At 69.7% G+C, this 24,531-nt stretch carries 27 protein-coding genes; 13 read left to right on the top strand and 14 right to left on the bottom strand.

Annotated features, from left to right (window positions below):
* The first annotated feature begins 7 nt into the window (after window positions 1-7).
* The 5 genes from K343_RS0118650 to K343_RS0118630 all read left to right on the top strand — a co-directional run bounded on the left by K343_RS0118650 (window position 8) and on the right by K343_RS0118630 (window position 6,051).
* Entirely contained in the window at window positions 8-1,807 is a 1,800-nt protein-coding gene (locus tag K343_RS0118650) for an alkaline phosphatase D family protein (protein WP_084615995.1), read from the top strand.
* A 118-nt stretch (window positions 1,808-1,925) separates the two neighbouring features.
* Window positions 1,926-2,615, top strand: a complete 690-nt coding sequence (locus tag K343_RS0118645) for an ABC transporter ATP-binding protein (protein WP_028009344.1) — start codon at window positions 1,926-1,928, stop codon at window positions 2,613-2,615.
* A 151-nt stretch (window positions 2,616-2,766) separates the two neighbouring features.
* Window positions 2,767-3,915 (top strand): ABC transporter permease, encoded by a 1,149-nt coding sequence (locus K343_RS0118640; protein ID WP_028009343.1) that lies wholly within the window; start codon window positions 2,767-2,769, stop codon window positions 3,913-3,915.
* Window positions 3,916-3,925: 10 nt separating this feature from the next.
* On the top strand, window positions 3,926-5,104 hold the full coding sequence (locus K343_RS0118635) for an ABC transporter permease (protein ID WP_028009342.1): 1,179 nt from the start codon (window positions 3,926-3,928) through the stop codon (window positions 5,102-5,104).
* The gene (locus tag K343_RS0118630; protein ID WP_028009341.1) at window positions 5,101-6,051 is read left to right on the top strand and encodes a 2-oxoadipate dioxygenase/decarboxylase family protein; all 951 of its coding nucleotides are present in this window, start codon (window positions 5,101-5,103) and stop codon (window positions 6,049-6,051) included. Before K343_RS0118635 ends, K343_RS0118630 begins: the two co-directional genes overlap by 4 nt.
* A gap of 19 nt (window positions 6,052-6,070) precedes the next feature.
* Here the strand turns inward: K343_RS0118630 and K343_RS0118625 are convergent, their stop codons facing one another.
* The 3 genes from K343_RS0118625 to K343_RS0118615 form a co-directional block, all read right to left on the bottom strand.
* Window positions 6,071-6,508: a c-type cytochrome gene (locus K343_RS0118625; RefSeq protein ID WP_028009340.1), complete on the bottom strand. Its 438-nt coding sequence runs from the start codon at window positions 6,506-6,508 to the stop codon at window positions 6,071-6,073.
* A complete protein-coding gene (locus tag K343_RS0118620) occupies window positions 6,505-8,112 on the bottom strand; it encodes a flavin monoamine oxidase family protein (RefSeq protein ID WP_028009339.1) in 1,608 nt (535 codons plus the stop codon). The genes K343_RS0118625 and K343_RS0118620 overlap by 4 nt, the downstream gene beginning before the upstream one ends.
* A 203-nt stretch (window positions 8,113-8,315) precedes the next feature.
* Window positions 8,316-8,807, bottom strand: a complete 492-nt coding sequence (locus K343_RS0118615; RefSeq protein ID WP_154662653.1) for a hypothetical protein — start codon at window positions 8,805-8,807, stop codon at window positions 8,316-8,318.
* Window positions 8,808-8,974: 167 nt separating this feature from the next.
* Between K343_RS0118615 and rpoZ the strand changes: the two genes are divergently transcribed.
* The 3 genes from rpoZ to K343_RS23705 all read left to right on the top strand — a co-directional run bounded on the left by rpoZ (window position 8,975) and on the right by K343_RS23705 (window position 10,322).
* Window positions 8,975-9,226: a DNA-directed RNA polymerase subunit omega gene (gene rpoZ / locus K343_RS0118610; RefSeq protein WP_028009337.1), complete on the top strand. Its 252-nt coding sequence runs from the start codon at window positions 8,975-8,977 to the stop codon at window positions 9,224-9,226.
* Window positions 9,227-9,521: 295 nt separating this feature from the next.
* A complete protein-coding gene (locus tag K343_RS0118605) occupies window positions 9,522-9,737 on the top strand; it encodes a cold-shock protein (protein WP_028009336.1) in 216 nt (71 codons plus the stop codon).
* A gap of 180 nt (window positions 9,738-9,917) precedes the next feature.
* Window positions 9,918-10,322 (top strand): hypothetical protein, encoded by a 405-nt coding sequence (locus K343_RS23705; RefSeq protein ID WP_083930917.1) that lies wholly within the window; start codon window positions 9,918-9,920, stop codon window positions 10,320-10,322.
* A gap of 239 nt (window positions 10,323-10,561) precedes the next feature.
* Here the strand turns inward: K343_RS23705 and hmuQ are convergent, their stop codons facing one another.
* The 4 genes from hmuQ to K343_RS22860 all read right to left on the bottom strand — a co-directional run bounded on the left by hmuQ (window position 10,562) and on the right by K343_RS22860 (window position 13,842).
* Window positions 10,562-10,864: a heme-degrading protein HmuQ gene (hmuQ, locus tag K343_RS0118595; protein WP_028009335.1), complete on the bottom strand. Its 303-nt coding sequence runs from the start codon at window positions 10,862-10,864 to the stop codon at window positions 10,562-10,564.
* Window positions 10,865-10,941: 77 nt separating this feature from the next.
* Window positions 10,942-12,825, bottom strand: a complete 1,884-nt coding sequence (locus K343_RS0118590) for an esterase/lipase family protein (RefSeq protein WP_154662652.1) — start codon at window positions 12,823-12,825, stop codon at window positions 10,942-10,944.
* Window positions 12,826-12,999: 174 nt separating this feature from the next.
* Complete coding sequence (locus K343_RS0118585; RefSeq protein WP_043113160.1) at window positions 13,000-13,230, bottom strand: hypothetical protein; 231 nt, start codon at window positions 13,228-13,230, stop codon at window positions 13,000-13,002.
* Window positions 13,231-13,311: 81 nt separating this feature from the next.
* The gene (locus K343_RS22860) at window positions 13,312-13,842 is read right to left on the bottom strand and encodes a DUF2127 domain-containing protein (RefSeq protein ID WP_084615994.1); all 531 of its coding nucleotides are present in this window, start codon (window positions 13,840-13,842) and stop codon (window positions 13,312-13,314) included.
* Between the two features lie 106 nt (window positions 13,843-13,948).
* Between K343_RS22860 and K343_RS0118575 the strand changes: the two genes are divergently transcribed.
* The 3 genes from K343_RS0118575 to K343_RS22855 all read left to right on the top strand — a co-directional run bounded on the left by K343_RS0118575 (window position 13,949) and on the right by K343_RS22855 (window position 17,068).
* On the top strand, window positions 13,949-14,926 hold the full coding sequence (locus K343_RS0118575) for a ribose-phosphate diphosphokinase (protein ID WP_028009332.1): 978 nt from the start codon (window positions 13,949-13,951) through the stop codon (window positions 14,924-14,926).
* Complete coding sequence (locus K343_RS0118570; RefSeq protein WP_028009331.1) at window positions 14,923-15,966, top strand: NAD-dependent epimerase/dehydratase family protein; 1,044 nt, start codon at window positions 14,923-14,925, stop codon at window positions 15,964-15,966. The genes K343_RS0118575 and K343_RS0118570 overlap by 4 nt, the downstream gene beginning before the upstream one ends.
* Window positions 15,967-16,120: 154 nt before the next feature.
* The gene (locus K343_RS22855) at window positions 16,121-17,068 is read left to right on the top strand and encodes a hypothetical protein (protein ID WP_051278712.1); all 948 of its coding nucleotides are present in this window, start codon (window positions 16,121-16,123) and stop codon (window positions 17,066-17,068) included.
* Between the two features lie 116 nt (window positions 17,069-17,184).
* Here the strand turns inward: K343_RS22855 and K343_RS0118560 are convergent, their stop codons facing one another.
* The 5 genes from K343_RS0118560 to K343_RS0118540 form a co-directional block, all read right to left on the bottom strand.
* A complete protein-coding gene (locus K343_RS0118560) occupies window positions 17,185-17,724 on the bottom strand; it encodes a cupin domain-containing protein (protein ID WP_028009330.1) in 540 nt (179 codons plus the stop codon).
* A gap of 62 nt (window positions 17,725-17,786) precedes the next feature.
* Window positions 17,787-18,311 (bottom strand): GNAT family N-acetyltransferase, encoded by a 525-nt coding sequence (locus K343_RS0118555; protein WP_028009329.1) that lies wholly within the window; start codon window positions 18,309-18,311, stop codon window positions 17,787-17,789.
* A 37-nt stretch (window positions 18,312-18,348) separates the two neighbouring features.
* A complete protein-coding gene (locus K343_RS0118550; RefSeq protein ID WP_028009328.1) occupies window positions 18,349-19,353 on the bottom strand; it encodes an SUMF1/EgtB/PvdO family nonheme iron enzyme in 1,005 nt (334 codons plus the stop codon).
* Complete coding sequence (locus K343_RS0118545; RefSeq protein ID WP_043113159.1) at window positions 19,350-21,089, bottom strand: hypothetical protein; 1,740 nt, start codon at window positions 21,087-21,089, stop codon at window positions 19,350-19,352. Before K343_RS0118545 ends, K343_RS0118550 begins: the two co-directional genes overlap by 4 nt.
* On the bottom strand, window positions 21,086-22,525 hold the full coding sequence (locus K343_RS0118540; RefSeq protein ID WP_028009326.1) for a UbiA family prenyltransferase: 1,440 nt from the start codon (window positions 22,523-22,525) through the stop codon (window positions 21,086-21,088). The genes K343_RS0118545 and K343_RS0118540 overlap by 4 nt, the downstream gene beginning before the upstream one ends.
* Before the next feature lie 163 nt (window positions 22,526-22,688).
* Between K343_RS0118540 and K343_RS0118535 the strand changes: the two genes are divergently transcribed.
* Together K343_RS0118535 and K343_RS0118530 are read left to right on the top strand one after the other, a co-directional pair.
* The gene (locus K343_RS0118535; RefSeq protein ID WP_028009325.1) at window positions 22,689-23,114 is read left to right on the top strand and encodes a CoA-binding protein; all 426 of its coding nucleotides are present in this window, start codon (window positions 22,689-22,691) and stop codon (window positions 23,112-23,114) included.
* Window positions 23,105-23,632 carry an AtaL-like protein gene (locus K343_RS0118530; RefSeq protein ID WP_051278711.1) on the top strand — a complete coding sequence of 176 codons (528 nt, stop codon included), beginning with the start codon at window positions 23,105-23,107 and terminating at the stop codon, window positions 23,630-23,632. Before K343_RS0118535 ends, K343_RS0118530 begins: the two co-directional genes overlap by 10 nt.
* A gap of 55 nt (window positions 23,633-23,687) precedes the next feature.
* Here K343_RS0118530 and K343_RS0118525 read toward each other — a convergent pair whose 3' ends face one another.
* A complete protein-coding gene (locus K343_RS0118525) occupies window positions 23,688-23,954 on the bottom strand; it encodes a hypothetical protein (RefSeq protein ID WP_028009323.1) in 267 nt (88 codons plus the stop codon).
* Window positions 23,955-24,050: 96 nt separating this feature from the next.
* Window positions 24,051-24,269, bottom strand: a complete 219-nt coding sequence (locus K343_RS0118520) for a hypothetical protein (RefSeq protein ID WP_028009322.1) — start codon at window positions 24,267-24,269, stop codon at window positions 24,051-24,053.
* Between the last annotated feature and the right edge of the window lie 262 nt (window positions 24,270-24,531).

Raw genomic sequence — 24,531 nt, 5'->3', positions numbered from 1 at the left:
CTCGTTCATGAGCCGTCGTATCCGGCTGCGGCGCGGCGCGCGCGCAGGAAGCCTCAAGCGTCGTGATGTGCTGCGCGGTCTGGCCGCGGCCGGCACCCTGCCCTGGCTCGGCGCCTGCGGCAGCGGTTCCTCCGGCGGAGAATCGCCGGCGCCGGCCGCCGAGGCCGGCTTCAAGCACGGCGTCGCCTCCGGCGATCCGCTGCACGATCGCGTGATCCTCTGGACCCGCGTCTCCGGCCTGACGGCGGCGGCGACGGTCGACTGGGTGCTGGCCCGCGATCCGCAGCTGCAGGACGTGGTCCGCCGCAGCGACGACGGACAGGACCCCGGCCAACCGCGCACGGCGACGCCGGCGCGCGACTACACGTTCAAGGTCGACGTGCTCGGCCTGGCGCCCGGCAGCAGCTACTACTACCAGTTCCGCTGCGGCGCGGCGCGCTCGCCGGTCGGGCGCACGCGCACCGCGCCGGACGGCCAGCCGCAGCGCGTCCGCCTCGGCCTCGTGTCCTGTTCCAATTACCCGGCCGGCTATTTCAACGCCTACAAGGTGCTGGCGCGCCGCGACGTCGATGCCGTGGTGCACGTCGGCGACTATTTCTACGAAAGCGGCAACGCCGGCAGCATCGGCCGCCCGGCCGATCCGCCGTACGAGATCCTCACGCTCGACGACTACCGCCGCCGCCACGCGCAGTATCGCGGCGATGCCGATCTGCAGGCGCTGACGCGCCAGCATCCGCTGATCGCGGTCTGGGACGACCACGAGTCGGCGAACGACTCGTGGAGCGGTGGTGCCGACAACCACCAGCCCGACACCGAGGGCGACTGGAACACGCGCAAGGCCGCGGCCATGCGCGCCTACGACGAGTGGCTGCCGATCCGCCTGCCCGACCCGGCCGATCCCTCGCGCATCTGGCGCCGTCTGCCGTTCGGCGATCTCGTCGACCTGTTCATGCTCGACACGCGCCTGCAGCGCAACGCGCCGGCCACCGACACCTCGATCAGCGGCACCGACAGTGACGATCCGTCGCGCACCATGCTCGGCCTGGAGCAGCGCGACTGGCTGCTCGACGGCATGCAGGCCTCGGCGGACGCCGGCGTACGCTGGCGCGTGCTGGGCCAGCAGACGATGATGGCGCCGCATCGCAACAATCCGGACCCGCGCTACTCGCCGCTGCCGTACCTGCCGCCGGACATCGCCGCGGAACTCGGCCTGCGCCAGGGCGGCGGCAACGAAGGCGGCGACAACTGGGGCGCCTATGCCTACGAGCGCGACCGGCTGATGGGCCACTGGCGCGACCACGGCATCGTCAACAACGTCGTGCTGTCCGGCGACATCCATACCTCCTGGGCCTGCGACGTCGTCGAGGACGCGTACACGCCGTACAACCCGCTGTCGCCCGCCATCACCGGCGTGCCCGGCTACAACGCGCTGACCGGCCAGGGCGCGGTCGCCGTCGAGTTCACCTGCATGAGCGTGAGCTCCAGCAATCTCGCCGACCAGGGCGCGGCGACGGTCGCGCTGGCGCCGCTTTACAACGCCGCGGTCGAACTCGCCAACCCGAACGTGCGCTTCCACAACGCCGCCGCGCACGGCTTCGTGCTGCTCGACATCACCCGCGAGCAGGTCAGCGGCGAGCACTGGAACGTCAGCACCGTGCTGGCGCCGTACGGCGACGACGACGAGGCCACGCTCGATGTCGCGCACGTGGTCGCGCACGGCGCGGCCGGCGTCGCCGGCACCGATCATCTGCGGCGCAGCGGCGCCGCCACGGCGGCGCGCCCCGATGCGCCCGCACCGGCGCCCTGACGCACGGCGCCGCTGAGGGAATCACCTGCTGCGCGGCGATCGACAACCGGCTAGATTGCCGCGACACGGGATTACCACGCCGGCGCCGCCGGCGCGGTCTACGCGAAGGACGGCAGGCATGGGCAACATCGTTTCGCTGCGCAAGGTCGCCAAGCGCTACACGCGCGGCAAGGAAGTCGTCGAGGTCCTGCACAGCCTCGATCTCGACATCGCCGAAGGCGACTTCGTCGCCCTGATGGGACCGTCCGGGTCCGGCAAGACCACACTGCTGAACCTGATCGGCGGCCTCGACCGGCCCACCGAAGGCGAGGTGATCGTCGCCGGCGAGCATATCGACCGTCTGTCCGGCGCCGCGCTGGCGCGCTGGCGTGCGCGGCACGTCGGCTTCGTCTTCCAGTTCTACAACCTGATGCCGATGCTCTCGGCGCAGGCCAACGTCGAACTGCCGCTGCTGCTGACGCATCTGTCCGCGGCGCAGCGGCGCGCCAACGCGTTGACCGCGCTGACCATCGTCGGCCTCGCCGACCGCGCCCGGCACAAGCCGAGCGAGCTGTCGGGCGGCCAGCAACAGCGCGTCGCCATCGCCCGCGCGCTGGTCGCCGATCCGACGCTGCTGGTCTGCGACGAGCCGACCGGCGACCTCGACCGCAGGACGGCCGACGAAATCCTCGGCCTGCTGCAGGTGCTCAACCGCGAGCACGGCAAGACCATCATCATGGTCACGCACGATCCGAAGGCCGCCGAGTACGCGCGACGGCAGCTGCATATGGACAAGGGCGCGCTGGTCGACGGGCAGCAGGTGTCATGAACGGCGCGTGTCCGCAGCGCGCGCCCGGCCGGGGGGCATTCGCGCCGGCGCGGCATGACGCACGGGCGTGCCGGGTTCGGCGCATGCCGGCCCGGCGCTCGATCCGGTGCCGCAGTCCTGCCAGCGATGGCCTCGCCCCGAGGAGCCGGCGATGAAGTACTTCCCGCTGCTCTGGGCGACGCTGTGGCGCAAGAAGACGCGCACGATCTTCACGCTGCTGTCGATCGTCGTCGCCTTCCTGCTGTTCGGCATGCTGCAGGGCGTCAATGCCGCGTTCCAGCAGGGCGTCAACAACGCCAACGTCAACCGCCTGATCGTCACCAGCCGCATCTCGCTGACCGAGCCGCTGCCGATCGCGCAGAAGCCGCTGATCGAGGCGGTGCCCGGCGTCGCCGGCATCGCCTACGCGAGCTGGTTCGGCGCCTACTACCAGGAGCAGAAGAACTTCGTGTTCGCGACGCCGGTCGACATCGACGACTACCTGAAGGTCGTGCCCGAGCTGAAGATCGCACCGGATCAGGTCGAGGCCCTGAAGCGCACGCGCACCGGCCTCATCGTCGGCCTCGACCTGCTGCAGAAGTACGGCTGGAAAGTCGGCGACCGCATCCCGCTGCATTCGACGATCTGGGTCAAGAAGGACGACGGCAACTCCGACTGGCCGTTCGATATCGTCGGCACCTACGACTTCACCACCGACCGCTCGCAGAACAACGGCGCGCTGTTCAACTACAGCTACTTCGACGAGGCGCGCACCTTCGGTGCCGGCACGATCGGCTGGTGGATCGTCTCGGTCCGCGACCCGAACCAGTCGGCGCAGATCGCAGCGGCGATCGACAAGCTGTTCGAGAACTCGCCGGACGAAACCAAATCGCAGAGCGAGAAGGAGTTCGCGCAGTCCTTCCTCAAGCAGTTCGGTGACATCAATTTCATCGTCCAGGCCATCCTCGGCGCGGTGTTCTTCACGCTGCTGTTCCTGACCGGCAACACCATGATGCAGGCGGTGCGCGAGCGCATCCCGGAACTCGCCGTGCTCAAGACGCTGGGCTTCAGCGACACCAAGGTGACGGTCCTCGTGCTCGCCGAGTCGCTGCTGCTGTGCCTGATCGCCGCGGCGCTCGGCCTGCTGCTGGCGTCGCTGCTGTTCCCGATGCTCAAGGACTACATCGGCGCAGTGAAACTGCCGACCTCGGTACTGGTCTCCGGCGCCGGCATCGCCGTGCTGCTGGCGCTGGCCACCGGCGGCCTGCCGGCCTGGCGCGCCAAGCGCCTGGTCATCGTCGACGCCCTCGCCGGACGCTGAAGGAGACGCCATGCTCAAGCAGACCCTGGCCGTGACGCTGATGAACCTGCGCGCGATTCCGCAGCGGCTCGGCACCTCGTCGGTGATCGTCATCGGCATCGCCGGCGTCGTCGCCGTGCTGGTCTCGGTGCTGGCGATGGCGACCGGCTTTCACCAGACCGTCGCCAACAGCGGCCGCGCCGATCGCGCGATCGTGCTGCGCGGCGGCTCGCAGGCGGAGGTCAACAGCTCGATCGCGCGCGACAACCTGCTGACGATCCTCGACGCGCCCGGCGTGCGCAAGGACGCCGCCGGCCGGCCGATCGGCTGCGGCGAGATCGTCACGATCGTCAACCTGCCGACGATCGACGACGGCAATCTGTCGAACGTCACGCTGCGCGGCAGTTGCGGTCAGCTCGCGGCATTGCGTCCGGAGCTGAAGCTGATCGAGGGCCGGCTGTTCGAGCCGGCGGTGCGCGAGCTGATCGTCGGCGCCGGCGCCGCCCAGCAGTTCCGCGGCGTCACGCTCGGCAGCCGCATCAGCTTCCGCGACTCGGACTGGACCGTGGTCGGCATCTTCAGCAGCGGCGGCGACGCGCACGACTCCGAGCTGATCGCCGACGTCGATACCGTGCAGTCGGCGTTCCGCCGCAGCCTCTACCAGTCGGTCACCGCCCTGCTCGACGCACCGTCCTCGTTCGATGCCTTCAAGGACGCGCTGACGACGAATCCGACGCTGACCGTCGACGTCAAGCGCGAGCCGGAGTACTACGCCGAGCAGTCGAAACAGCTGACCAAGCTGCTCAACTTCATCGCCTACTTCGTCGGCGGCATCATGGCGATCGGCGCGATGTTCGGCGCGCTCAATACCATGTACTCGGCCGTCTCCAGCCGCGCGCGCGAAATCGCCACGCTGCGCGCGATCGGCTTCGGCGCGGTGCCGGTCGTGATCTCGGTGTTCGCCGAGGCGCTGCTGCTGGCGCTGCTCGGCGGCGCGCTCGGCGCGGCGCTGGCCTGGTTGTTCTTCAACGGCAACGCGGTCAGCACACTCGGCGCCAACTTCAGCCAGGTTGTCTTCCGGCTGACGGTGACGCCCGGCATCGTCGTCTCCGGGCTCTGGCTGGCGCTGTTCATCGGTCTGCTCGGCGGCCTGTTCCCGGCCGTGCGCGCCGCGCGCCTGCCGGTCGTCGATGCGCTGAGGGCGCAATGAGCGCGCGGCTGACGCCGGCGGCGCTGCGCGCGCGCTTCGTCGCCGCCGCGACCGCCAAGTTCGCGCGCAACGTGCCGGACTTCGTCGCGCTACAGCAGCTGGTCGCCGCCAACGGCGGCACGTTCCGCAACGACCACGGCGCGATCCGCAGCGCCGATCCCGCCGTGCGCGCGCTGTTCGTACGCGCCGCGCGCGCCTTCGGCCTGCAGCGCGAGCGCAGCTATTTCTTCCCGGCCAAGAAGCTGAAGTCCTTCGATCTGCAGGTGATCGGCGACGACGCCAGCCAGTTCAAGATCTTCGTCTCGGAAGTCGATCTCGAAGCGTTTCCCGACGACGTCGCCGCGCTGATCCGCGCGGATTGCCAGACCCAGGCGCAGGCCGTCGACCACGGCCCGCTGCTGGCGCTGCTCGAACGCTTCGAGGGCCACGGCTATCTCGTCGAGGCCGACGCCGACGCGCTGATCGCGCACGTCGTCGAGCGCCTGATGCAGCGCAACGGTCCGCCGCTGAAGCGCGCGACGCTCGACGCCGTAGCCGGTGTCTCCGGCGAGGCGGCGAGCGCGCTGGCGCTCGGTCCCGACTTCAATCACGTGACGATCGATGTGCGCGCCGCCAACTTCCCCGGCATCGATGCGATGGCCGAGGCCATGCGCGGCGCCGGCTTGCGCCTGCTGCCGGCAATCCAGGGTGCGCCCGGCACGGCGCTGCGCCAGACCGCGACGATGGCGGCGACGATGGATACGCCGGTGCTCGAAGCCGACGGCACGCTCGGCGTCGCCCCGACCGAGAAGCAGTTCGTCGAGATCATCGAGCGCAGCCAGGCCCGCGACGCCGACGGCGCGCCGCTGTGGGCGCAGGACGGCACGCCGCTGATCTTCCGCAACTTCCTCGCCGCCAACGCCGAGAAGATCTTCGACGCGGCCTCGACCCGGGTGCCGCACTGCTGAACGCGCGGCGAGGACTGTCCTAGCGCGGATGCGGCAGCGGCGCGATGTCGGCCGCCGTCAGCGTGTCCGCATAGGTGTTACCGAAGTGGCTGCGGATGTAGTTGACGACTTCGGCGACCTGCGCGTCGCTCAGATGCACGGTGCGCGTCTCCGAGATCCGGTCTTCGGGCAAGCCGAACGGCGGCATCGCGTTGCGGCCGTTGAGCACGGTGACGGCGGCGTATTGCCAGGACGCGAGGCGCGGATCGCCGGCGAGCTTCGGATAGAACCCGGCGCCGCTCGCGCCCTCGCCGCCCGGCATGTGGCAACCCTGGCAGATGTGCTGATAGATCTGTTCGCCGTTCGCCTGGCCGAGGTCGGCGATCGGCATGAACGACGCATCGTCGGCCTGCGCCGCGGCGGCGGACAGCCCGAGCACCGCCAGCGCGAGGCGGATCGTGACGTGGCGGATGCTCATGCCTTCTTCCCCCTGGCGATCGCGCGTTGATGAAGACGGCCGATCGCATCGAGCGCCGACGTCACCGCGCCCTCCTGCCAGCCGCCGATGAACGAGGCGTGCTCGCCGGCCAGCGCGATGCGGCCGTCGACCTGGCACAGATTGTCGTAGTGCTGGGCGCGCGCCGCTTCGCTCCACATGCCGTAGCAGCCGAGCGTGAACGGCGAGCGGTGCCAGGCGACGGCGATGCCGTTGTCGAACTCCGCCGGATATTGCGGGTGGATCCGGCTGCCGTACTCGACCGCCTTGCGCACGCGCAGCGCCGGCGGCATCGCGGTGAACTCCATCGCGTTCTGGCCCCAGATGTAGGCGCCGAGCAGCACGCCCTTGCCGGCACTGTGATAGCCGGTGTTCGGATAGGCGATATTGGTGATCGGCAGGTCGGTGTAGCTGATGCCGCCGTAGATGTGCTCGTCCTCCTCCCAGAAGCGGCGCTTGAACTGCAGGCCGACCTTCACCGCCGAGGAGTACGGCACCGCCGAGATCGCCGCGTGCAGCGCGGCGCCGACGTTCATCGGGATCTGCGCGAGCACCGTCAGCGGAATCGTGCACAGGCACCAGTCGGCGCGCGCCTGCAGCTTTGTCCCCGGCGCGGCGAGATCCTCGTAGGTGGCGGTGACGCCGTGCACGTCCTGGCGGATGTCGACGACCTTGGCGTTGTAGCGGATCAGCGGCCCCAGCTCGCGCGCGAACGCTTCGCCGATGCGGCCCATGCCGCCGACCGGCTGGAACAGCGCGGTCTGCATGTCGTAGCGGTCGCCGCTCGGAATGCCCTGCCAGAGTCCCGAATCGAGCACATCCGTCAGGCCGATCGGTTGCGATGGCAGCGGCCGCGCCGTCAGGCCGCCGCCCGGCTCCTTGGCGTAGCCGCGCCGCTCGCTGGCGAGCAGATTGGCGCCGTAGCGGAAATCCGCATCGAGCGCGCCCCAGTCGCGCAGCGATTCGAGCAGCTTCTCGCGGTCCTCGCGGCTGACGGCGGCGTCGAGCGCGCTCTGCCGCGTGGCCTTGGCGAGCAGCTCGGCGACGTGCCCCTGGTAGTCGGCCTTGATCTCGCGGTAGCGCTGCGGCTTGCCGCCGAAGGCCTTGCTGCTATGCAGATAGGCGTTGTAGTTGACCTGCACGAAAGCTTCGAGCGGCACGCCGAGCTTCTTGCAGTAGCTCAGCAGGCCGCGATGGTGATATGGAATGCGCCACGGGCCGGGATTGAGATAAAGGCCCTCGTCGAACTCGCACTGCTGCGTGAAGCCGCCGAGCTCGGTGTAGGTATCACCGCCGCGCAGCGACCAGTTGCGGCCGCCGGCGCGGTGGTTGTATTCGAGCACCTGCACCTTGTAGCCGGCGTTGCGCAGCTCGTAGGCCGCGGTCATGCCGGCGATGCCGGCGCCGAGGATCAGCACCGAAGCGCCCCGCGGCGCACCGGACAGATCGACCGGCCCCCGATACGTCGATTCCGCCGCGAAGCCGAGCGTGCTCATCGCCTGATACATCGCCGCGCCGCCGGCGACGCTGCCGATCATGCGGAACAGCTCGCGTCGACTCGGCGAGTCGGGCCCTGTCGTGTTCATGTGTTCTGATTCCGTTCTCGTGCGCCACGCCGCCGCGCCCGGACGGCTCGGCAGGATAGCGACCCTCCAAGGCAGAACGATTCAGCCCGGCGATGCGGAAATGGCGGGCCGCAGCATCAGCCGCGCGGCGCAGGGCCGGCACGGACACGTCTCCACTTCCGCCGTGCGCCCAGCGACACGGCGCCTGCGGCGCATTCCCGCGCTCAGCAGTCCACGCCCTGCTGGGTGCGCAACTCGTCCTGCAGACGGTCGGGGGGAACCTGGTATTCGCCGTTTGCGAGCAGCTTCGCGCCTTCGAGATGGTACTTGCCATCGGCGCCGAGAAAGGACGCGGCGTAGTGATAGCGCCCGTCCCGACCGCGAAAGCAGCCGCGCGGATGGTACTTGCCGTCCTGGCCCAGAAAGGCCCCCGGCGGGTGATAGCGCCCGTCATCGCCGATGAATGAATGCGCCGGATGGTAGGCGCCGTCGATGCCGCGAAAATGACCCTCGGGCCGGTAGACACCGTCGGCGAAAAGGACGTGCCCTTTCGGATGGTATCGACCATCGACGCCGATGAACGAATCGGCCGGGTGATATCGGGAGTCGGTGCCCTTGAAGTATCCGCGCGGGTAGTACTGGCCATCGTCGCCGCGGAACGATCCCGCCGGATAGTGATTGCCGTCGATGCCACGCACGCGGTGAATCCGGGCCATGTCTGTTCCACTCGGGAGGCTGCGCCTCGGGATCGATCACTATCGCACACCTTCGCGCGCACGGCGGCCGCTTCCTCGCCTGCGCAGGCAGTGACCAAATGGCGCCCGCCGAATGCGCGTACAATGCTCGGACCGTGCTCTTGCGGTGAGTCCTCATGGATAACTGTATGGCACGCGTCACCATTCAGGATTGTCTCGTCCGCGTTCCCGATTCCTTTTCGCTGACCTTGATCGCGGCCAAGCGTGCGCGTCAGCTCGCCCGCGGCGCCGACTCGAAACTTTCGTGGGGCGACCACAAGTCAACGGTCCTGGCGCTGCAGGAGATTGCCGCGGGGCTGGTCACGGCTGCCGTTCTCGACGAACCCGATCTGCCGGCGGTGCGTCAGGAAACCATCGAGTTCATGCCGCTCGATCCCTGAGCCGCGCAGCGGGCGGCGCGCCGGCATCCCGGTCGGCACGCGCACCAGGCCCGCGCGATTTCATCGCTGCCGCGGCCCATTTCGCGAAGGCAGGCGCGCCGCGAACCGGCGCGCATCGATATGAGCTGATTCGACAATGCGAACGAATGCGCGTATGTTGGTCAGGTAAGTATCAAGCAGTGTATTCAGCTAGTTAGTGCCGCCGTTCTTTCGCAGCACGAAATTCCCAGATGCGTTCCTTGACCATTTGCGCCTTCGCGGGCGGGTAGCCCGTTTTCTTCAAAGGAATGTATCCATGAGCAATATCTCCAGCGGCACCGTCAAGTGGTTCAACGACGCCAAGGGCTTCGGCTTCATCACGCCTTCGCATGGCGGTGAAGACCTCTTCGCCCACTTCAAGGAAATCGACGGCAGCGGCTTCAAGTCGCTGGCCGAAGGTCAGCGAGTCGAATACGTCGAAGCCCGCGGCCCGAAGGGCATGCAGGCGACGAAGATCCGCCCGATCGGCTGATCGCGGCAGCAGCAGTAGCTTCAAGACCGCGGCTCGCCCCAGAGCCGCGGTTTGTTTTCGGCGGCCCTTCCGGGATTGGCGTTGTCGCCAGCGCAGTACGGCCCAGGCTCGTACGCCCGAGTCGCCCCGGTTGCCGATCGCACGGCGGCATCGCCGCAGCCCCTCCAACCAGGAAATCACATGAGACCCAAGCATTCCCGCAAGCCGCAGTACGACGCCGCCCCTCCCAAGGTGCGCCGCGCGCCCGGCACTCCCACCAAGAACCAGCTGCGCACCATCGCGCTCGCCGAAGCGCGCGCGCATGTCGCGAAATGGAAGACGCTGATCCCGACCGCCAACGCCACCTGGAACAAGCTCCATGCAGCTGACCTCGGCCGCACCGAGGGCAACGTCCACGTGCTCGCCGGCCTCGTGCAGATGCATTACCAGGTGAGCCGGCAGGAAGCCGACCGTCAGGTGAAGGCATTCTTCGACCAGTACGCGCCGGCCGCGCCCGTGGTCGTCCAGCCTGTCGCCGCCGTGGCGGCTGCACCGGTGATCCTCGCCCCCGAGGCAGATGCCGCGCCGGTCGAGGCCGCGGTCTAAGCGCACACGTCCATCGGCACTGCCGCATCCTCGATGCGTGCGGCAGAAGCCGGTGGCGCCGGAAGCGGGCGATAAAGTTTCACGCGGCGCGGGAACATCACATCCCTGTCTCCGCGGCAGCACGTCGCCGCCGATCGACGATCCGGGCCGGAGCCCGGCGCCGCGGCGGCGCACCTTGCGTCACCACGCGCCGGCGCGTGCCGACCGATGCCGGCGCCTCTGTCGATGTGCGGTCACGCTCACAGCACCGCCTCGAACATCTCCAGCTGCGGATGGCCCAGGTAGATGCCGCGGGTATCGCCGGCATTGCGATGCGCGAGACGAAAAGCCTCGGAGCGCGTCCATTCTTCGAAAGCCTCGCGCGAGTCCCATACGGAATGCGAGGCGAACAGCGTGTGGTCGTCGGCGCTCGCGCCCCGCAGCAGCTTGAACTGGCGAAAGCCCGGCACGCCGTCGAGATGACTGTCGCGCTGCCGCCAGATCTCGACGAAGTCCTCCTCGCGGCCCCTGGCGATCTTGAAGCGGTTCATGGCGATGAACATGTGCGGCTCCGGCTCGTGGTCAGCCGGATTCTAGGGCCGATTCGCGCCGACAAACCCTGGCAGCGGCCGCGCGGCGCTCAGCGCGGCGCGATATCGCAAGCCGGGCGTGGCGGCGAGCCGTCCGCGCCCAGCTCGGCATCGGCGTGCAGGCGCAGGATGCGATAGACCTCGGCGAGCGGCGCAGGCCGGTCGAACTGCGAATGACCGACCGGCAGCGTCAGCTCGGAGGCGGCGCCGTCGAGGTGGGCGCTGGCATAGCTGACCCAGCCGTCACCGGGCCCTTCGCGGCCGTTCTCCTTGACGCCGATGATCGAATGGAACGGGATCGACGCGTCGACCGGCAGCGCCGCGAATGCGCGCGTCACCGGCGACTTCGGCGACAGCGAATCGACGGCGCTCGGCGTACCGCGCGCCGACAGCCACGCGGAGAAGTCGCTGACGACGTCGCCCTGCCTGAGCCGGTGCATCAGCGTCTGCACGGCGGTGGTCGGCAGCGAGATCAGGCGCTTGCCGAAGCTGGCGAGCGTGGAGTCGGCCTCGGACGCGCCGTGCTGCGGCACGCCGAGGAAGACGATGCGGCCGATGTACGGCCGATGGCTGAAGATCAGGGTGTCGCGCAGTTCGTCGCGCTCGCGCTTGTCGAGATCCAGCTGATCCGGCGGCACGCGGAACGCGGCGTCCCAGAGCTGCGTGCCGGTATCGACGGCGGCACTCTTGGCGAGCAGGCCGCCCATGCTGTGCGCGACCAGGATCAGCGGATGAATGACGCCGCCAGGTGCGACCTCGGCGACAGCGCCGTCGAGATCGGCGCGAAAACGCCGCGCCGCTTCCCAGAACGGCACGCCGGTCGGATACAGGTAGTGCCAGACCTGGTAGCGCTCGCGCAGCGCCGGATCGCCGAGCACGTCGTTGCTCAGCTCGCGCCAGATCACCGGACTCGACCAGAAGCCGTGCACCATCAGCACCACGATCTTGTCCGGCCGGTACGGCTCCAGCATGAAAACGCCGCGATGCGACTCGCCGTGACGGAAGTCGAGCAGCGCGTCGAGGCTCCACTGCGACAGATGCGCGCGATTCAGCAGCGCGGCGTACGGCATCGTGAAATCGGCGGCCAGCGGATACGCGCGCTGCGCGACGCAGATCTGCGCATGGCGGCGCGCATCGTAGAGCGCGAGATCGGTGGCGACCGGCGCGTCCGCCGCATCGGGCGCACGAAAGCGCAGCACGCCGGTGACGGGCGCCCCGATGCCCTCCGGCGGGTAGTAGCGATCGATCGGGTATTCGTGCGCATTGTTGCGGATGCCGACCATCGGCACGCCGACGCCGTCGCGCGTGTAGCGCGTGCGCAGTTCCGGCGCCGCCATCGACCACGCCAGCTGGTATTCGTCGTAATTGCCGGCTTCGTAGAGCTGATAGGCGTCGACAGACACCGCGAACCGCGTCGCGCCGGTTCGTTCGAGGGTCGGCGCGAAGCGCTGACCGGCGGGCCCGGTGCGCAGCATCACGTAGCCGCCGGTGGCGGCGGCCAGGAAGGCCTGCGCCAGATGCATGCGCAGATCCAGCGGCAGCAGCCGCGCGCCCTGCGGCGTGTAGAGCAGCTGGTAGGCCCGCCAGGCGGCGAGCAGATACCAGCCGCGCGCCGCGGCCGGATCCTTGCGCTCGGTCTGCTGTGCGCGTTCGAGCGCGAGTTCGGCGGTCGCGAACAGGCGCGTCGTCTCGTCGAGCCGCCGACTCTGCCACAGCGCGTCGATACGCACCTCCGGCGCGATGTCGCCCTGTGCCGCCGGCTCCAGCGCCTGCGCCTGCTGCGTCGCGCGGCTGTAGCGGCCGTCGAGCAGTACGTTGTCGATATAGCCGCGGTAGGCGTCGCGCAGTTCGACGCGGCGCAGGTCGAGGTCGGGCCGCGCCACGCAGCCGGCGACGATGACCGCCATGACGATGAACGGAAGCGCCCGACGCATGCCTGGACCGCAGTCGCGGTGCAGCACGACCTGCGGCTCAATCCCCCGCGGATGCGGCGAACTGCCGCGTTTCGATCATGCCATGCCCGGTCCGCCACCGGCTTGGACCCGCATGCGCCGGCGCGGCCCGGGCGCCGGATCGCGACGCGTGCGCCGCGCCGCCCGGCCGATCGCTCAAGCGGACGCCGCCTCGCCGATCACCCGCGGGCGGCTCTCGCGGGTCGCGCGCAACACCTTGTCCGGTTCGGACGCATCGACGATTTCGATGCAGTCCTCGTACACCGCACGAATCGTCGCCACGAACGGAAAGCCCATGAAGCGCGGATCGCGATAGCTCACGGTGTCGCCGCGCTTGAACGTTGCCGGCTCGAAATTGAACTCGAAAGGACATTGCGCTTCGTTCATTGCGATCTCCCTGCCATGGCGCGAGCCTAGCGCGGCGCCCGCAGGCGGAACTGCTGCAAACGCAGCAGGCCACCCCGCCCTTCAGGCGCGTCGCCGCAGACCGCGGAACAGATAGAGAACGATCGCCACGTTGGCGGCGAGCACCACGGCCTTGATCGACGACGGGCGCCAGAACAGCTCCCAGAGCTCGAACGGCAGCAGCAGCGAGGTCTCGACCGCGGTCAGCCATTCGGCCCAGCGGCTGCGGTACCACAGACCGACGCCTTCGAGTACGAACAGGCCGGCGTAGACGAAGCCGGCGAAGCTCAGCAGATGGATGCGCGTCGGGCCGTTAGCGACCAGCCAGGTCAGCACGCCCTGCGCGAGGTCCTGCTCGGCCTGCATCGGCAGGGCCGCGATCCAGCCCTGCACGACCGGCCGTACCTCCGGCCGCACCAGCGCCAGCACGGCGCTGGCGACCAGCATCGCGACCACGGCCTTGGCGATCTTGTAGAGCGCGATGCCGCGCAGCGACACGCTGGCCAGCACGGCGGCCGCCGGCAGCCCTTCGGCTGCTGCTTGCGTGTCGCCGCTCATGCCGGCCTGCCGCTGCTCCGTCTCGGGAGATGCCATCGTGATGGACGCAGGACGCCGGCTCCTTGATGCGGATCAAGAGCGGAGGAAGGCAGCGGGGGCATGATCATGGTGCTGGGGCGCCGCAAGCGCCCGGAAGAACGGAATGTTCGATAACGCCCTGCAATTGTACGCCCTGGACCGCGATCGCGGCGCCGCCCTGCGTGTCGCGTCGCGGCTCGGCCTGCCGCTGGCGGCGTATGAGCACCTGCACTTCGCCGACGGCGAGAACAAGCTGCGCGCGCTCGAAACGGTGCAGGGCCGCGACGCCGTCGTCATCCATTCCCTCTACGGCGAGCCGGGCGACAGCGTCAACGACAAGCTTTGCCGGCTGCTGTTCTTCTGCGCCTCGCTGAAGGACGCCGGCGCGCGCCGCGTGACCGCGGTGACGCCGTATCTCTGCTACGCGCGTGAGGATCGCCGCGCCGAGCCGAACGATCCGCTGACGCTGCGCTACGTCGCTGCGCTGTGCGAAGCGGCGCGGATCGACGCGCTGCTGACGCTCGACGTCCACGACCTCGCCGCATTCGAGAACGCGTTCCGCATCCCGGTGCGCAACCTTGAGACGGCGGAACTGCTCGCCGCCCACTTCGCCGACACGCTCGGCGGGCAGGAGCTGATCGCCGTTTCACCGGACGCCGGCGGCATCAAGCGCGCCGAGCGCTTCCGGCGCGCGCTGGAGCGCCGCAGCGGAGGGACAGTCGCCAGCGGCTACATGGAAAAATTCCGCGATCGCGGCGCGCTCAGCGGCCAGACGCTGACCGGTCCGGTACAGGGCCGCACCGCGATCATCGTCGACGACCTGCTCAGCACCGGCGCGACGCTGCGCCGGGCGATCGACGCCTGCGCCGCGGCCGGTGCCGCAGCCATCCACGTCGCCGTCGCGCACGGCCTGTTCACCGAAAGCGCGGCCACGCTGCTCGACGACGCGCGCGTCGGCCAGTTCGTGCTGTGCGACAGCGTGCCGCCGTTCCGGCTCGACGCGCCGCACGCGGCGCGCGTCACGGTTCTCGATTCGAGCATGCCGATCGCCGTCGCCATCGCCGCGCTGCATCCGGGCCTGTCCCACCAGAGCGCTTCATGAATCAACTTCGCTTCCTCGTCACCGGTGGCTCCGGCTTCCTCGGCATCAATCTGTGCCGCTACCTGCTCGCGCGCGGTTATGCGGTGCGCTCGCTCGACATCGCCCCGTTCGATTATCCGGAGCGCGACCGCGTCGACGCCCAGCTCGGCGACATTCGCGATCCGGCCGCCGTCGAACGCGCGATGCAGGACATCGACATCGTCGTGCACTGCGCCGCGGCACTGCCGCTGTGCAGCCGCGAGGAAATCTTCTCGACCGAGATCAAGGGCACGCAGCTGCTGCTGGACGGCGCACAGCGGCACGGCATCGCGCGCTTCATTTACATCTCGTCGACGGCCGTCTACGGCATTCCCGATCATCACCCGATCACCGAAGGCGACGGCCTGCATGGCGTCGGCCCGTACGGCGAATCGAAGATCGAGGCCGAGAAACTGTGTCTGGCGGCGCGCGCGCAGAACCGCTGCGTGCCGATCCTGCGCCCGAAGAGCTTCGTCGGACCGGAGCGCCTCGGCGCCTTCGAGCTGCTCTACGACTGGGCCTGGGAGGGCCGCAATTTCCCGGTGCTCGGGCGCGGCGACAACCGCTATCAGCTGCTCGACGTCGAAGACCTCTGCGAAGTGATCCACCGCTGCGCGACGCTCGACGCGGCGACGGTCAACGACACCTTCAACGTCGGCGCCAAAGTGTTCGGCAGCATGCGCGACAACTTCCAGTCGGTGCTCGACCGCGCCGGCCACGGCGGCCGCGTGATCGGCATTCCGATCGCCCCGGCGATCGCGATCTTGAAGCTGATGGAACGCCTGCACCTGTCGCCGCTGTACCAGTGGATCTACGAAACCGCCGCGCAGGAGAGCTTCGTGTCGATCGCGCACATGGAGGAAAAGCTCGGCTATGCGCCGCAGCACTCCAACCGCGACGCCCTGGTGCGCAACTACGACTGGTACGTCGCGCACCGCGGCGAAATCGGCCGGCAGACCGGCGTCTCGCATCGCGTGCCGTGGAAAAAGGGATTTCTCGCGCTCGCCAAGTGGGTGTTTTGAGAGTAGTTTTCCGGTCGGGCGCGCGCGGCTGCGGAACTTTGTCCGCCGCTCGCGGTCTATTCCTGCGTTGCCCCGTTCCTCCCGGAGCCCAGAGCCTTGACACGAACCCCTGACGGGACGCTGTTTGCCCGCCCCAGACCAGAGGCCGTGTCGGATGCGCCGCCTTAGCCCGCGCGTCCGCGCCCTCACCGCCCTTTTCACGCTGGCCCTCGCGACGCGTGCGCCGCTCGTGCCGGCGCACGCGCAAGCCGCCGGCGTCTGCGACGCCGCCAGCGCGGCGCTGCCGGCACGCCCGGCCGGCGCGCCCGACGCGACGCGCTTCGTACACGACATCGCCGGCCTCGACGATGACGCCCGCGAAGCGGCGATCCGCGCGCAGCTGATGGCCGGCAACGTGCCCTCGTTCCTGCGCCGGCTCGTGCCGGTGCACGTACAGGGCGCCAATGCCGACGTGACGCTGTGCGTGGCGCCGGACTATCTGGCGATCGGCAGCGACAGCGACTACCTGCTGGTGCCGATGCGCCTCGCCACGGCGCTCGACGTCGCCGATCGCTACGGCTTCGTGCTGCCGACGCGCAAGATGGTCGACGCGATTTACGCGCAGTCGTCGATCCGGCTCGCGCCGCAGCCGCTGCCGGCCGGCGACACCATGCGCTCGACCGCCTACTACTGGCACCACAACGAACTCGTCCAGCGGCAGCGCAGCGCATTCGGCGCCGTGCCCGCAGCCCTGACCGCCGGCGACAAGAAGGATCTGGTGCTGACGAACCGCCTCTGGCGCAACCCCGATCGCGTCGCGATCTACGGCTGGCACCGCACCGACGGCCGCGCGATCCAGCCGCTCAGTACCGTGCACGGCGAGCGCTACGCCGACTACAGCCACGGCGTGCGCCTGGTCGGCCGGCTCGCCTGGGTCGACGGCGAGCCGCGCCCGATCACCGCCCTGCTCGGCGACCCGCGCCTCGCGGCGTCGCTCAGCGACGAGGGCGTGATTCCGCGCCTCAGCGAGCTGATCGCGCAGCTCGAAGCACGCGGCGCAGCGCCGCGGCTCGCGTCGCGCGTCACGCTGCCCGGCTTCAGGCTCTCGGCGACGGTGCCCTGACGCCCTCGCCGCCGGGCCGGCGGCCATCGCCGGCCCGGGCGCTCAAGCGCCCATGACGTCGATCCGGCAACGCGGGCACGCACGGCGCGCAGCCGCAGGCCCCGGGGCACGCCGGTTCACTCACCTTCCCAGTAAGCGACTTCGTTTCCGGAGCGGCCGACGAAGCGAAAGCCCTGTGCCTGACCATCCGCACCCGGCGGAAACTCGGCGAGCACGCCGAACTTCCCCGAGTCCGGATATTCGGCGATCTCCGGCGACAGCTTCGTGCTGACGCCGAGATAGCGCAGCGGCGACGTGCCGGTATTAATGATCTGGTGCGCCGCCTCGCGGCCGCCGGCTGGACACGCGATGACATCGCCGGCGCGCACGGCGTGGGTCTGGCTGCCGATCCGCACCTCGCCTGTGCCTTCGAGGATCAGGAACATTTCCTCGTTGACGCGATGGTTGTGGAAAGGAAACGCCCGCCTGCCCGGCGGAATCTCGGTGAGGTTGTAACCGAGCTTCTGCGCCCCGAGCTTCGCCCCGATCATGCCCATGCGCGCCGCGTAGCGCTCGGCCGCGGGCCCGGTCGGCGCCAGAGCTGACGGCCGCTCAAGCAGTTCGACATCCGCGAGATTGAGGATCGGCTTGTGCGTGTGTGCTCCCGTTTTTCGGATCGACGAAGGCAGACCGGAATCCCGGCCGCCGCGCGACGGGCGCGCGGGCCGGAATCGCAAACCTAGCGCGGCGGGGCGTCCGCCTGGAAGCCCTCATGGAAGCTCACCGTGCCGCGCGGCACATGGCCATCGAAGGGCAGCACGAAAAACACCTCGGCCGGAACGCCCTCGACGCGCAGCGCGGGCGCATTTTCGAAACCGAAGCGCGGGTAGTACGCCGGATGCCCGACGAGGCAACAGCCACGCGCATGCAGTCGCCGCAGACGCCGCAACGCTTCCCGGATGAGCGCCGTGCCGATGCCCTGGCGCTGGCATTCCGGCAGGACCGACACCGGGCCCAGCCCATACCACTGCGGCGTGCCGTCGGAAATCGTCACCGGCGACAGGGCGATGTGTCCGACCACGCGGCCATCACGTTCGGCCACCAGCGACACTGCCAGGGCGCCGGCCGCGCGCAGCGCATCGACGACGTAGTGTTCCGTCTGCCGGCTGACCGCCACCGGCTTGAAGGCCGCGATCGTCACTGCGGCGATCGCCGGAATGTCGGCCGCCGTCTCGTCGCGGATGATGAGTTTCGGGTCGAGCATCATGCCGCGCATGACTCCTGCCGCGTGCCAGGCGCCATCAGTCGAGATCCTTGCAGCAGCGAAACCCGAGGTGATAGTTCTCGTGGCTGTGCGCGTCCATCACGCGCGAGCCGTGCCAGTATGGCGCGCGCCAGCGGCACCAGTCCTCGTGCGCGCGATAGGTGTCGAAGATGAACCAGCTGCCCTTCATTTCCGTGTAGCCGAGTTCGCTGCTGCCGCGGCTCGCCATCTGCGCGGGCGCGAGCGGCAGGTTCATGTGCTCGGCGGCGTTGCCGTTGAGATCGTAGACGCCGAGCGGGCTGCGGCAGGCGGGAAAGTCGCCGGCCGGATAGGTGTTGGAGCCGCACAGGTTCCAGCCGCCGCCCGGACAGCCCGGCGTCTTGAAGCTGCCGGTCGCGCAGACGCCGCGCTCGTACTCGGGGCCATAGCTCCAGCGCTTGTCGCCGGCGTGCGCGCGGTTGTGCGCGGCGCGCATGCGCGACACCGCGGCGTCCGGGCTCACGCCCTGGGCGAGGTCAAAGCGATAGTCCGGCGCGTCGAGCTCGCCCTGGCAGGCGCCCTCCCACTCGTGCGCGTCACACATGCGCTTGCCCTCGGCGGCGCAGATCTCGGCCGCCTCGCGGGCGCGCACCCAGACCACCGGATACGCGCAGGGAATGTCCGGAAACTCGAACTGGTCGATGCAGACCTTGGCGTCCTCGATGCGGCCGGTCTTCGGATCGTAGAGCGGCGCCATGTACTTGCCGCCGCAGATCTTCTCGAACTGCGGATTGGCGTAGTCGACATGCTGCTGCGCGAGCTTCTGGCTGCACTGCAGCGGCGTGTCCGGGTGCTTGGTGATCAGCGGATTGCCCTGCCCGGCGTAGCCGGAGCGCGCGAAGATGCCGCGGATGTCCTGCATCTGCCGGTCGGACAGGCCGTGCACGTCCTGCAGCTGCCGGAACATCGCCTCGTTCTGTTCGGCGAGCGCGGCCTGCCCGGCGTCGCGCGCGAACGCCGGCGCGGCGAGCAGGCATAACAGCACAGTCAGCAGACGTTTCATGGCGAACTCCCGCCCGGCGGTCGGCGCAGCAGATAGAAGAAGTCGCGGTCGTCGGGAAAGCCGAGGAAGCGCGGCGCGATCTGGTCCGCGCCGCCCTTGCGATCGACCTCCTCCATGCCCTCGACCAGGTGCTGCACGAGGCGCTGGCCGTCGCGCTGGCTGTAGACCGCCAGATACGTGTGCTCCAGCGCGTTCATGTCGAGGTGCATCGCGTAGCGGCAACCGTAGGCGAGGAACACACGCGCCATCGCTGCCGGCGTCGCCGTCGAGAAGTAGCCGTAGAGCAGATAGTGGCGCGCGCCGTCGTCGACCAGGCAGGCGCCGGCGCGCAAGGTGCGCAGCTTCTCGTCGGCCGAGCCGGACCAGTTGCCGGCGCCCCAGGCGGTGACCAGCGCGCCGGGCGCGGATTCGTTCCTCGCGGCGTCGTATTCGACCAGCGGCACGCCGTTCTGACGCGCGTGGCGCAGGCGCGGCAACAGGGCGTCGTCGGCGCGCGTCCAGGTCTTCATGCCGACGCTGCCGTCGTCGAGCACATAGAGCGTCGACAAGCCCGGCTGCAGCTTGCTGAAGATCACGCCCTGCTCGATGAAACCGTAATGGCTGCCGTGATCGATCTGCGCGAGCGCGCCCCAGCGGAACGCGCCGTGCTCGCGCTTGAAGCCGCCGGTGAAGGTCGCGACCGCGCGCGCGGCCTGCGCCGGGCTGAGCATGCCGGTGCTCGCCAGCGGCGCGATGCTGTCGATGCCGTCGGGGCCCGGCAGGCTCGGATCGCGCACGCTGTCGAGCGCGCGCTCGGACCAGCCGACGCGCGGATGATCGGTGCCGAGCGCGAAGCCGAGATCGAAGGCGGCCAGATCGAAGGCGATCAGGTAGTCGAGCGCCGCGCCCTCGACGGCGTCCGGCGCGGGAATGCGGCGCCGCGCGAGCGCCGGCAGATCGCTCGCCGCAGCCTGCGGCTGCATCGCGCTGACGAACACGTCGGGCGCGCCGTTGACCGCGTACCAGCGGCCGAGCGCGAGACCGCGGCGCGGCTCGCCGGCATCGAGGCCCAGATGCTCCGGCACCACGGCCTGGCCGGCGAAGGCGGCACCCAGCCGCGCCGCCGCCGGCGCGCCGGCCGGCGCCTTGCCGTCGGCGGCCTGCAGCACGGCGCCTTCCTTCTCGATGAAGGCGTCGCGGAAAAACTGGTCGCGCACGAAACCGACGATGCGGTCGCCGCCCCAGACGTGATCGCGCAGCAGATTGGTCATGCGCTCGATCTGCGTGTAGGTGCCGGGCACGACGTTGCGCAGATAGATGCGGCCGCCGCACAGCGGCGCGTACGGCAGCTTCGAGGCGCGCGCCTGTTCGAGCGGTGCGAGCGCGTCGCGCGCCGGCAGGCAGAGCGTGTCGCGCTCGGCGCTGCGCAGATGCAGGCCGTCGTCCGCGAGCATCGGCATCTGCGTCGCCGGCGCCGGATTCTCGAGGTGGTAGCGGCGCCGCGCACCGTCCGCACCGGTCTCGAAGACCCACCAGGCGTTCACGCCCGGATTCAGCTGTGTCAGCGTCGCCGCCGGCGTGCTCGTCACGCTGCGGAACGGTTGCAGCTCGACGAGCGTCTTCGGCCGCTCGGCCTCGTACTGCTGCCACTGCGCCGCCAGCCGCGCCGCGTCGTCGTCGGCCGCGGCGCTGCCGATGCCGAGCGCCGACAGCCCGCAAGCCGCGAGCACGCAGAGCCGCCGCCGTTGCGCGCTCACAGGCCGAACACCGCGCAGCCCGCCATCGCCAGCAGCAGCACGAGACTGGCCGGATCGCGCAGCGCGAAGACCACCGGGTCGTGATTCATGCGGCCGCGGTGCGTGACCAGCCACAGATAGCTGACCCAGCCGAGCAGCAGCGCGCAGATCGCCCAGCCGGCCGGCGCCGGCGCGCCCGGATGCAGGGCGTTGCTGTTGAGGTAGAGCGCCAGCACCAGCACGGCGAGGTAGCCGCCGGTGATGCCGAGCACCATCAGCAGATCGCGGTCCTGCACGAGATAGCCGTGCACCTTGGTCCGCGACACCGAGGCCATGATCACCATTTCCGCATAGCGCTTGATCAGCGCCAGACTGAAGAACAGCAGCAGGCACAGCGCCAGCAGCCACGGCGGCGGCGCCATGCCGATCGCGACCGCGCCCGCCATCACGCGCAGCATGTAGCCGGCGGCGAGCATCGCCACATCGACGATCGGCCATTCCTTGCCGCGCAGCGAGTACGCCAGCGTGTTGACGTAGTACAGCGCGAGCACGGCGGCAAAACCCGCCGACAGCAGACTGCCGATGCCGAAGGCGGCGCCGAGCAGCAGCAGCAGCGCCAGCACCGCGCCGCCGATGCCGACGCGACCCGAGGCCAGCGCCCGCGTCTTCTTCTGCGGATGGCGGCGGTCGTAGGGCAGATCGAACAGGTCGTTGAGCAGGTAGACGCTCGACGCGCACAGGCCGAAGGCGAGAAAGCCGAGCAGCGCCGCCGGCAGGGACGCGGCGAAATGGTCCGGTCCGGCCAGCAGCAGCGGCACCAGCAGCAGCGCGTTCTTGCTCCAGTGCAGCGGCCGCATCGCCTCGACGTAGGCGCCGACGGCGCTGCCGTCATCGAAGCGGCGCTCGACCGGCACCCGCTCGGCGACCCGCGCCGCCAGCCGCGACGAGGCGCCGGCGACGACAGCGCGGCGCGCCGCGGCCCACACCGGCAGATCGCGGTGCGCATTGCCGGCGTAGTCGTAACCGCCGACGCCGTACGCGGCGACCAGACGCTCGCGCTTGCGTTCGCCCGACAGATTGCAGCGGCCGTCGCTGGCGTAAACCGTCTCGAACAGCCCGAGCGCGTCGGCGACGGCCTGCGCCGGCGCGGCGTCGGCGGCCGTCGCCAGCACCAGGCGCCGGCCGGCGGCATGCTGCGCGCGCAGATCGTCGAGCAGGTCCTGGCGATACGGCAGCGAGGCGGCGTCCGGCATCACGCGGCGCGCGATCTCGCGCTTGAAGTGTGCGCGTCCGCGCAGCAGCCAGAACGGCAGGCGCAGCAGATCGAGCGGCCGCTGGCGCGCGAGCAGGAACAGCGATTCGTACAGCAGGTCGCTGCGCAGCAGTGTGCCGTCGAGATCGACCACCAGCGGTGGCGCCTCGGCGACTTCGTGCTTGTCCGATCCGGATTCCGTCACCGCGCATCCCGTGCCGCCGCCGGCGGCCGACCTTGAAGTGGAGAGAGCGTAGCGTGCCGCAGCGGTCCGTCGCACGCGCTGACCCAGGTCAAGCGCGGTGCTGCGACGGGCGGTCGCGGCGCCGGCCCTTGCCGAGGTCGCGACAAAAGAGGAAGGTTTGGGCATGAGCGAAGAAGACGATATCCGCCGGATCCTGGCGCAGACGCAGCGCATCGCCGTGCTCGGCATCAAGACCGAAGCGCAGGCCGGACAACCGGCGTTCTATGTCCCGCAGTACCTCGTCGAGGCCGGCTTCGACGTCATTCCGGTGCCGGTCTATTACCCGGAGGTCCGCAGCATTCTCGGCCGGCCGGTCTACCGGCGGCTCGCCGACGTGCCGGGCCGGATCGATCTGGTCGATGTCTTCCGCCGCGCCGACGACATTCCGCAGCATCTCGACGACCTGCTCGCGGCCCGGCCCAGAGCCGTCTGGTTCCAGCTCGGCATCCGTCACGACGCGGTTGCGGCACAGCTGCGCGCGGCCGGCATCGACGTCGTCCAGGACCGCTGCCTGATGGTCGAGCACCGGCGCTACGCGGCATGGGCGTGACGACACAGCGCCTGCCGGAAGCCATCGCCGTCGACGCCGGCGACACGCCGCTGCGCTTCGAGCATCTGGTGCAGATCAACGATCCTCGCGACGAACGGCTCGAAGCGCTGAGCCGCCTGCAGCTGTGGCGCGGCCTGCTGCTGCGCGCACAGACGCCGCAGCTGTTCATTCCGTGGCTCGACAGCGCCGCGATCGACAGCGACGACGACGGCACGCTGACGCGCACGCTGCGTTTCGGCGACTACGAAGTCCGCGATCGCGTCTCGTTCGCCGAGCCGGCGGTGCACTACGAGATCGTCGGGCCGCAGTCCGACAGCCGCTTTTCGCTGACGATGCGCATCGAGGAACCGTCGCCCGGCATGCTGTTCGTGCGCTTCACCTATGAGGCGCTGTCGGTCGACCACCACGCGCAAAGCCCGCTCGGGGACATGGTCAAGGGCGCCTACCGCATGGCCGACGAAGACACCGTGTTCCGCATCCGCCAGCTCGCCGCCAGCGGCGTGCTCGACGAGCACTGAGCGCCGCGCGGCACAGGTCGCCGGCGGCGGCGCGGACGGCGCGGGATCGTCGTCCTCAGTCGCCCTCGGGACTGAAGCGTCGCGCCGCCAGATCGGCGCCGAACTGCTCGACCCAGCTGCGCCCGCTGCCGCCGGCGTAGGCCGCCAGCTTCACGCCGCGCCGGCGCGTCGTCACCTCGACGTCGTAACCGCTGATGCAGTGGCCGTCCGCACACAGCACCGCCGGGCGGTCCTTCTTGCGAAACGAAAAATCGCTGGCCCGCTCGTGACGCTGCGCGAGCAGCTGCTGCGCCGCCTCGACCTCTGCGTCGAATCCGCTCATCAGGCTCTCTCCTCCGGACGCTGACGCCATGCTGAGCGAGGCCGCAGCGACGATCAAGCCGGACTGCGCCGGGTGGTCCCGGGATCGAGCCTCAGCCTAAGCGTACGAGCGCTGGCGGCGCGCCGGCTTGGCCGCGCGCGGCGCCGGCAGCAGGCTGCCGCCCGGCCGCCGGCAGCCGCCTTCGTCGGGCGGACGGCGCGCGGCGACGAAGTACGCGCCGACTTCGTCGGTCACTTCGAGCATGCCCTCGTCGTTGCGGCGCAGCCAGCCGGCGCGCATCAGCTCCAGCTCATCCTCGCGGAACAGCGGGTTCACGGCCTCGCCTCGGGCCAGTTTCTTCAGAAACAGAAAGTGATGGTCGCCACATCCTTGCGGAAAGGCCACGGTCGGCTCCTTGGTCTGCGGATTCCGCGCCGAAGCGCGCCCCCGGATTCTGGAGCGCCAAGCTGCACCGCTCCTGAACGAGCCTTCACCGGACTGTCATGGTCGCGGCCGCCGCATCCGCACCTCAGCCGCAGCGGCTCGCATACGACAGAACGCATCCGCTTTCGTGACGCAGATCGAGCCGAGCGCGAAG

It is taken from the genome of Solimonas flava DSM 18980 (genome assembly GCF_000426685.1).
Classification (GTDB): Bacteria; Pseudomonadota; Gammaproteobacteria; order Nevskiales; family Nevskiaceae; genus Solimonas; species Solimonas flava.
This window is presented reverse-complemented; position numbering and strand designations above follow the sequence as displayed.

Coding starts and splice junctions, on each gene's coding strand:
- K343_RS0118525 (WP_028009323.1), bottom strand. CDS start 23,954: ATGAGCGGATTCGACGCAGAGGTCGAGGCGGCGCAGCAGCTGCTCGCG.
- K343_RS23705 (WP_083930917.1), top strand. CDS start 9,918: ATGAGACCCAAGCATTCCCGCAAGCCGCAGTACGACGCCGCCCCTCCC.
- K343_RS0118630 (WP_028009341.1), top strand. CDS start 5,101: ATGAGCGCGCGGCTGACGCCGGCGGCGCTGCGCGCGCGCTTCGTCGCC.
- K343_RS0118645 (WP_028009344.1), top strand. CDS start 1,926: ATGGGCAACATCGTTTCGCTGCGCAAGGTCGCCAAGCGCTACACGCGC.
- K343_RS0118590 (WP_154662652.1), bottom strand. CDS start 12,825: ATGCGTCGGGCGCTTCCGTTCATCGTCATGGCGGTCATCGTCGCCGGC.
- K343_RS0118555 (WP_028009329.1), bottom strand. CDS start 18,311: ATGCTCGACCCGAAACTCATCATCCGCGACGAGACGGCGGCCGACATT.
- K343_RS0118625 (WP_028009340.1), bottom strand. CDS start 6,508: ATGAGCATCCGCCACGTCACGATCCGCCTCGCGCTGGCGGTGCTCGGG.
- K343_RS0118535 (WP_028009325.1), top strand. CDS start 22,689: ATGAGCGAAGAAGACGATATCCGCCGGATCCTGGCGCAGACGCAGCGC.
- rpoZ (WP_028009337.1), top strand. CDS start 8,975: ATGGCACGCGTCACCATTCAGGATTGTCTCGTCCGCGTTCCCGATTCC.
- K343_RS0118575 (WP_028009332.1), top strand. CDS start 13,949: ATGTTCGATAACGCCCTGCAATTGTACGCCCTGGACCGCGATCGCGGC.
- K343_RS0118615 (WP_154662653.1), bottom strand. CDS start 8,807: ATGGCCCGGATTCACCGCGTGCGTGGCATCGACGGCAATCACTATCCG.
- K343_RS22860 (WP_084615994.1), bottom strand. CDS start 13,842: ATGGCATCTCCCGAGACGGAGCAGCGGCAGGCCGGCATGAGCGGCGAC.
- K343_RS22855 (WP_051278712.1), top strand. CDS start 16,121: ATGCGCCGCCTTAGCCCGCGCGTCCGCGCCCTCACCGCCCTTTTCACG.
- K343_RS0118570 (WP_028009331.1), top strand. CDS start 14,923: ATGAATCAACTTCGCTTCCTCGTCACCGGTGGCTCCGGCTTCCTCGGC.
- K343_RS0118620 (WP_028009339.1), bottom strand. CDS start 8,112: ATGAACACGACAGGGCCCGACTCGCCGAGTCGACGCGAGCTGTTCCGC.
- hmuQ (WP_028009335.1), bottom strand. CDS start 10,864: ATGTTCATCGCCATGAACCGCTTCAAGATCGCCAGGGGCCGCGAGGAG.
- K343_RS0118605 (WP_028009336.1), top strand. CDS start 9,522: ATGAGCAATATCTCCAGCGGCACCGTCAAGTGGTTCAACGACGCCAAG.
- K343_RS0118550 (WP_028009328.1), bottom strand. CDS start 19,353: ATGAAACGTCTGCTGACTGTGCTGTTATGCCTGCTCGCCGCGCCGGCG.
- K343_RS0118530 (WP_051278711.1), top strand. CDS start 23,105: ATGGGCGTGACGACACAGCGCCTGCCGGAAGCCATCGCCGTCGACGCC.
- K343_RS0118640 (WP_028009343.1), top strand. CDS start 2,767: ATGAAGTACTTCCCGCTGCTCTGGGCGACGCTGTGGCGCAAGAAGACG.
- K343_RS0118585 (WP_043113160.1), bottom strand. CDS start 13,230: ATGAACGAAGCGCAATGTCCTTTCGAGTTCAATTTCGAGCCGGCAACG.
- K343_RS0118650 (WP_084615995.1), top strand. CDS start 8: ATGAGCCGTCGTATCCGGCTGCGGCGCGGCGCGCGCGCAGGAAGCCTC.
- K343_RS0118635 (WP_028009342.1), top strand. CDS start 3,926: ATGCTCAAGCAGACCCTGGCCGTGACGCTGATGAACCTGCGCGCGATT.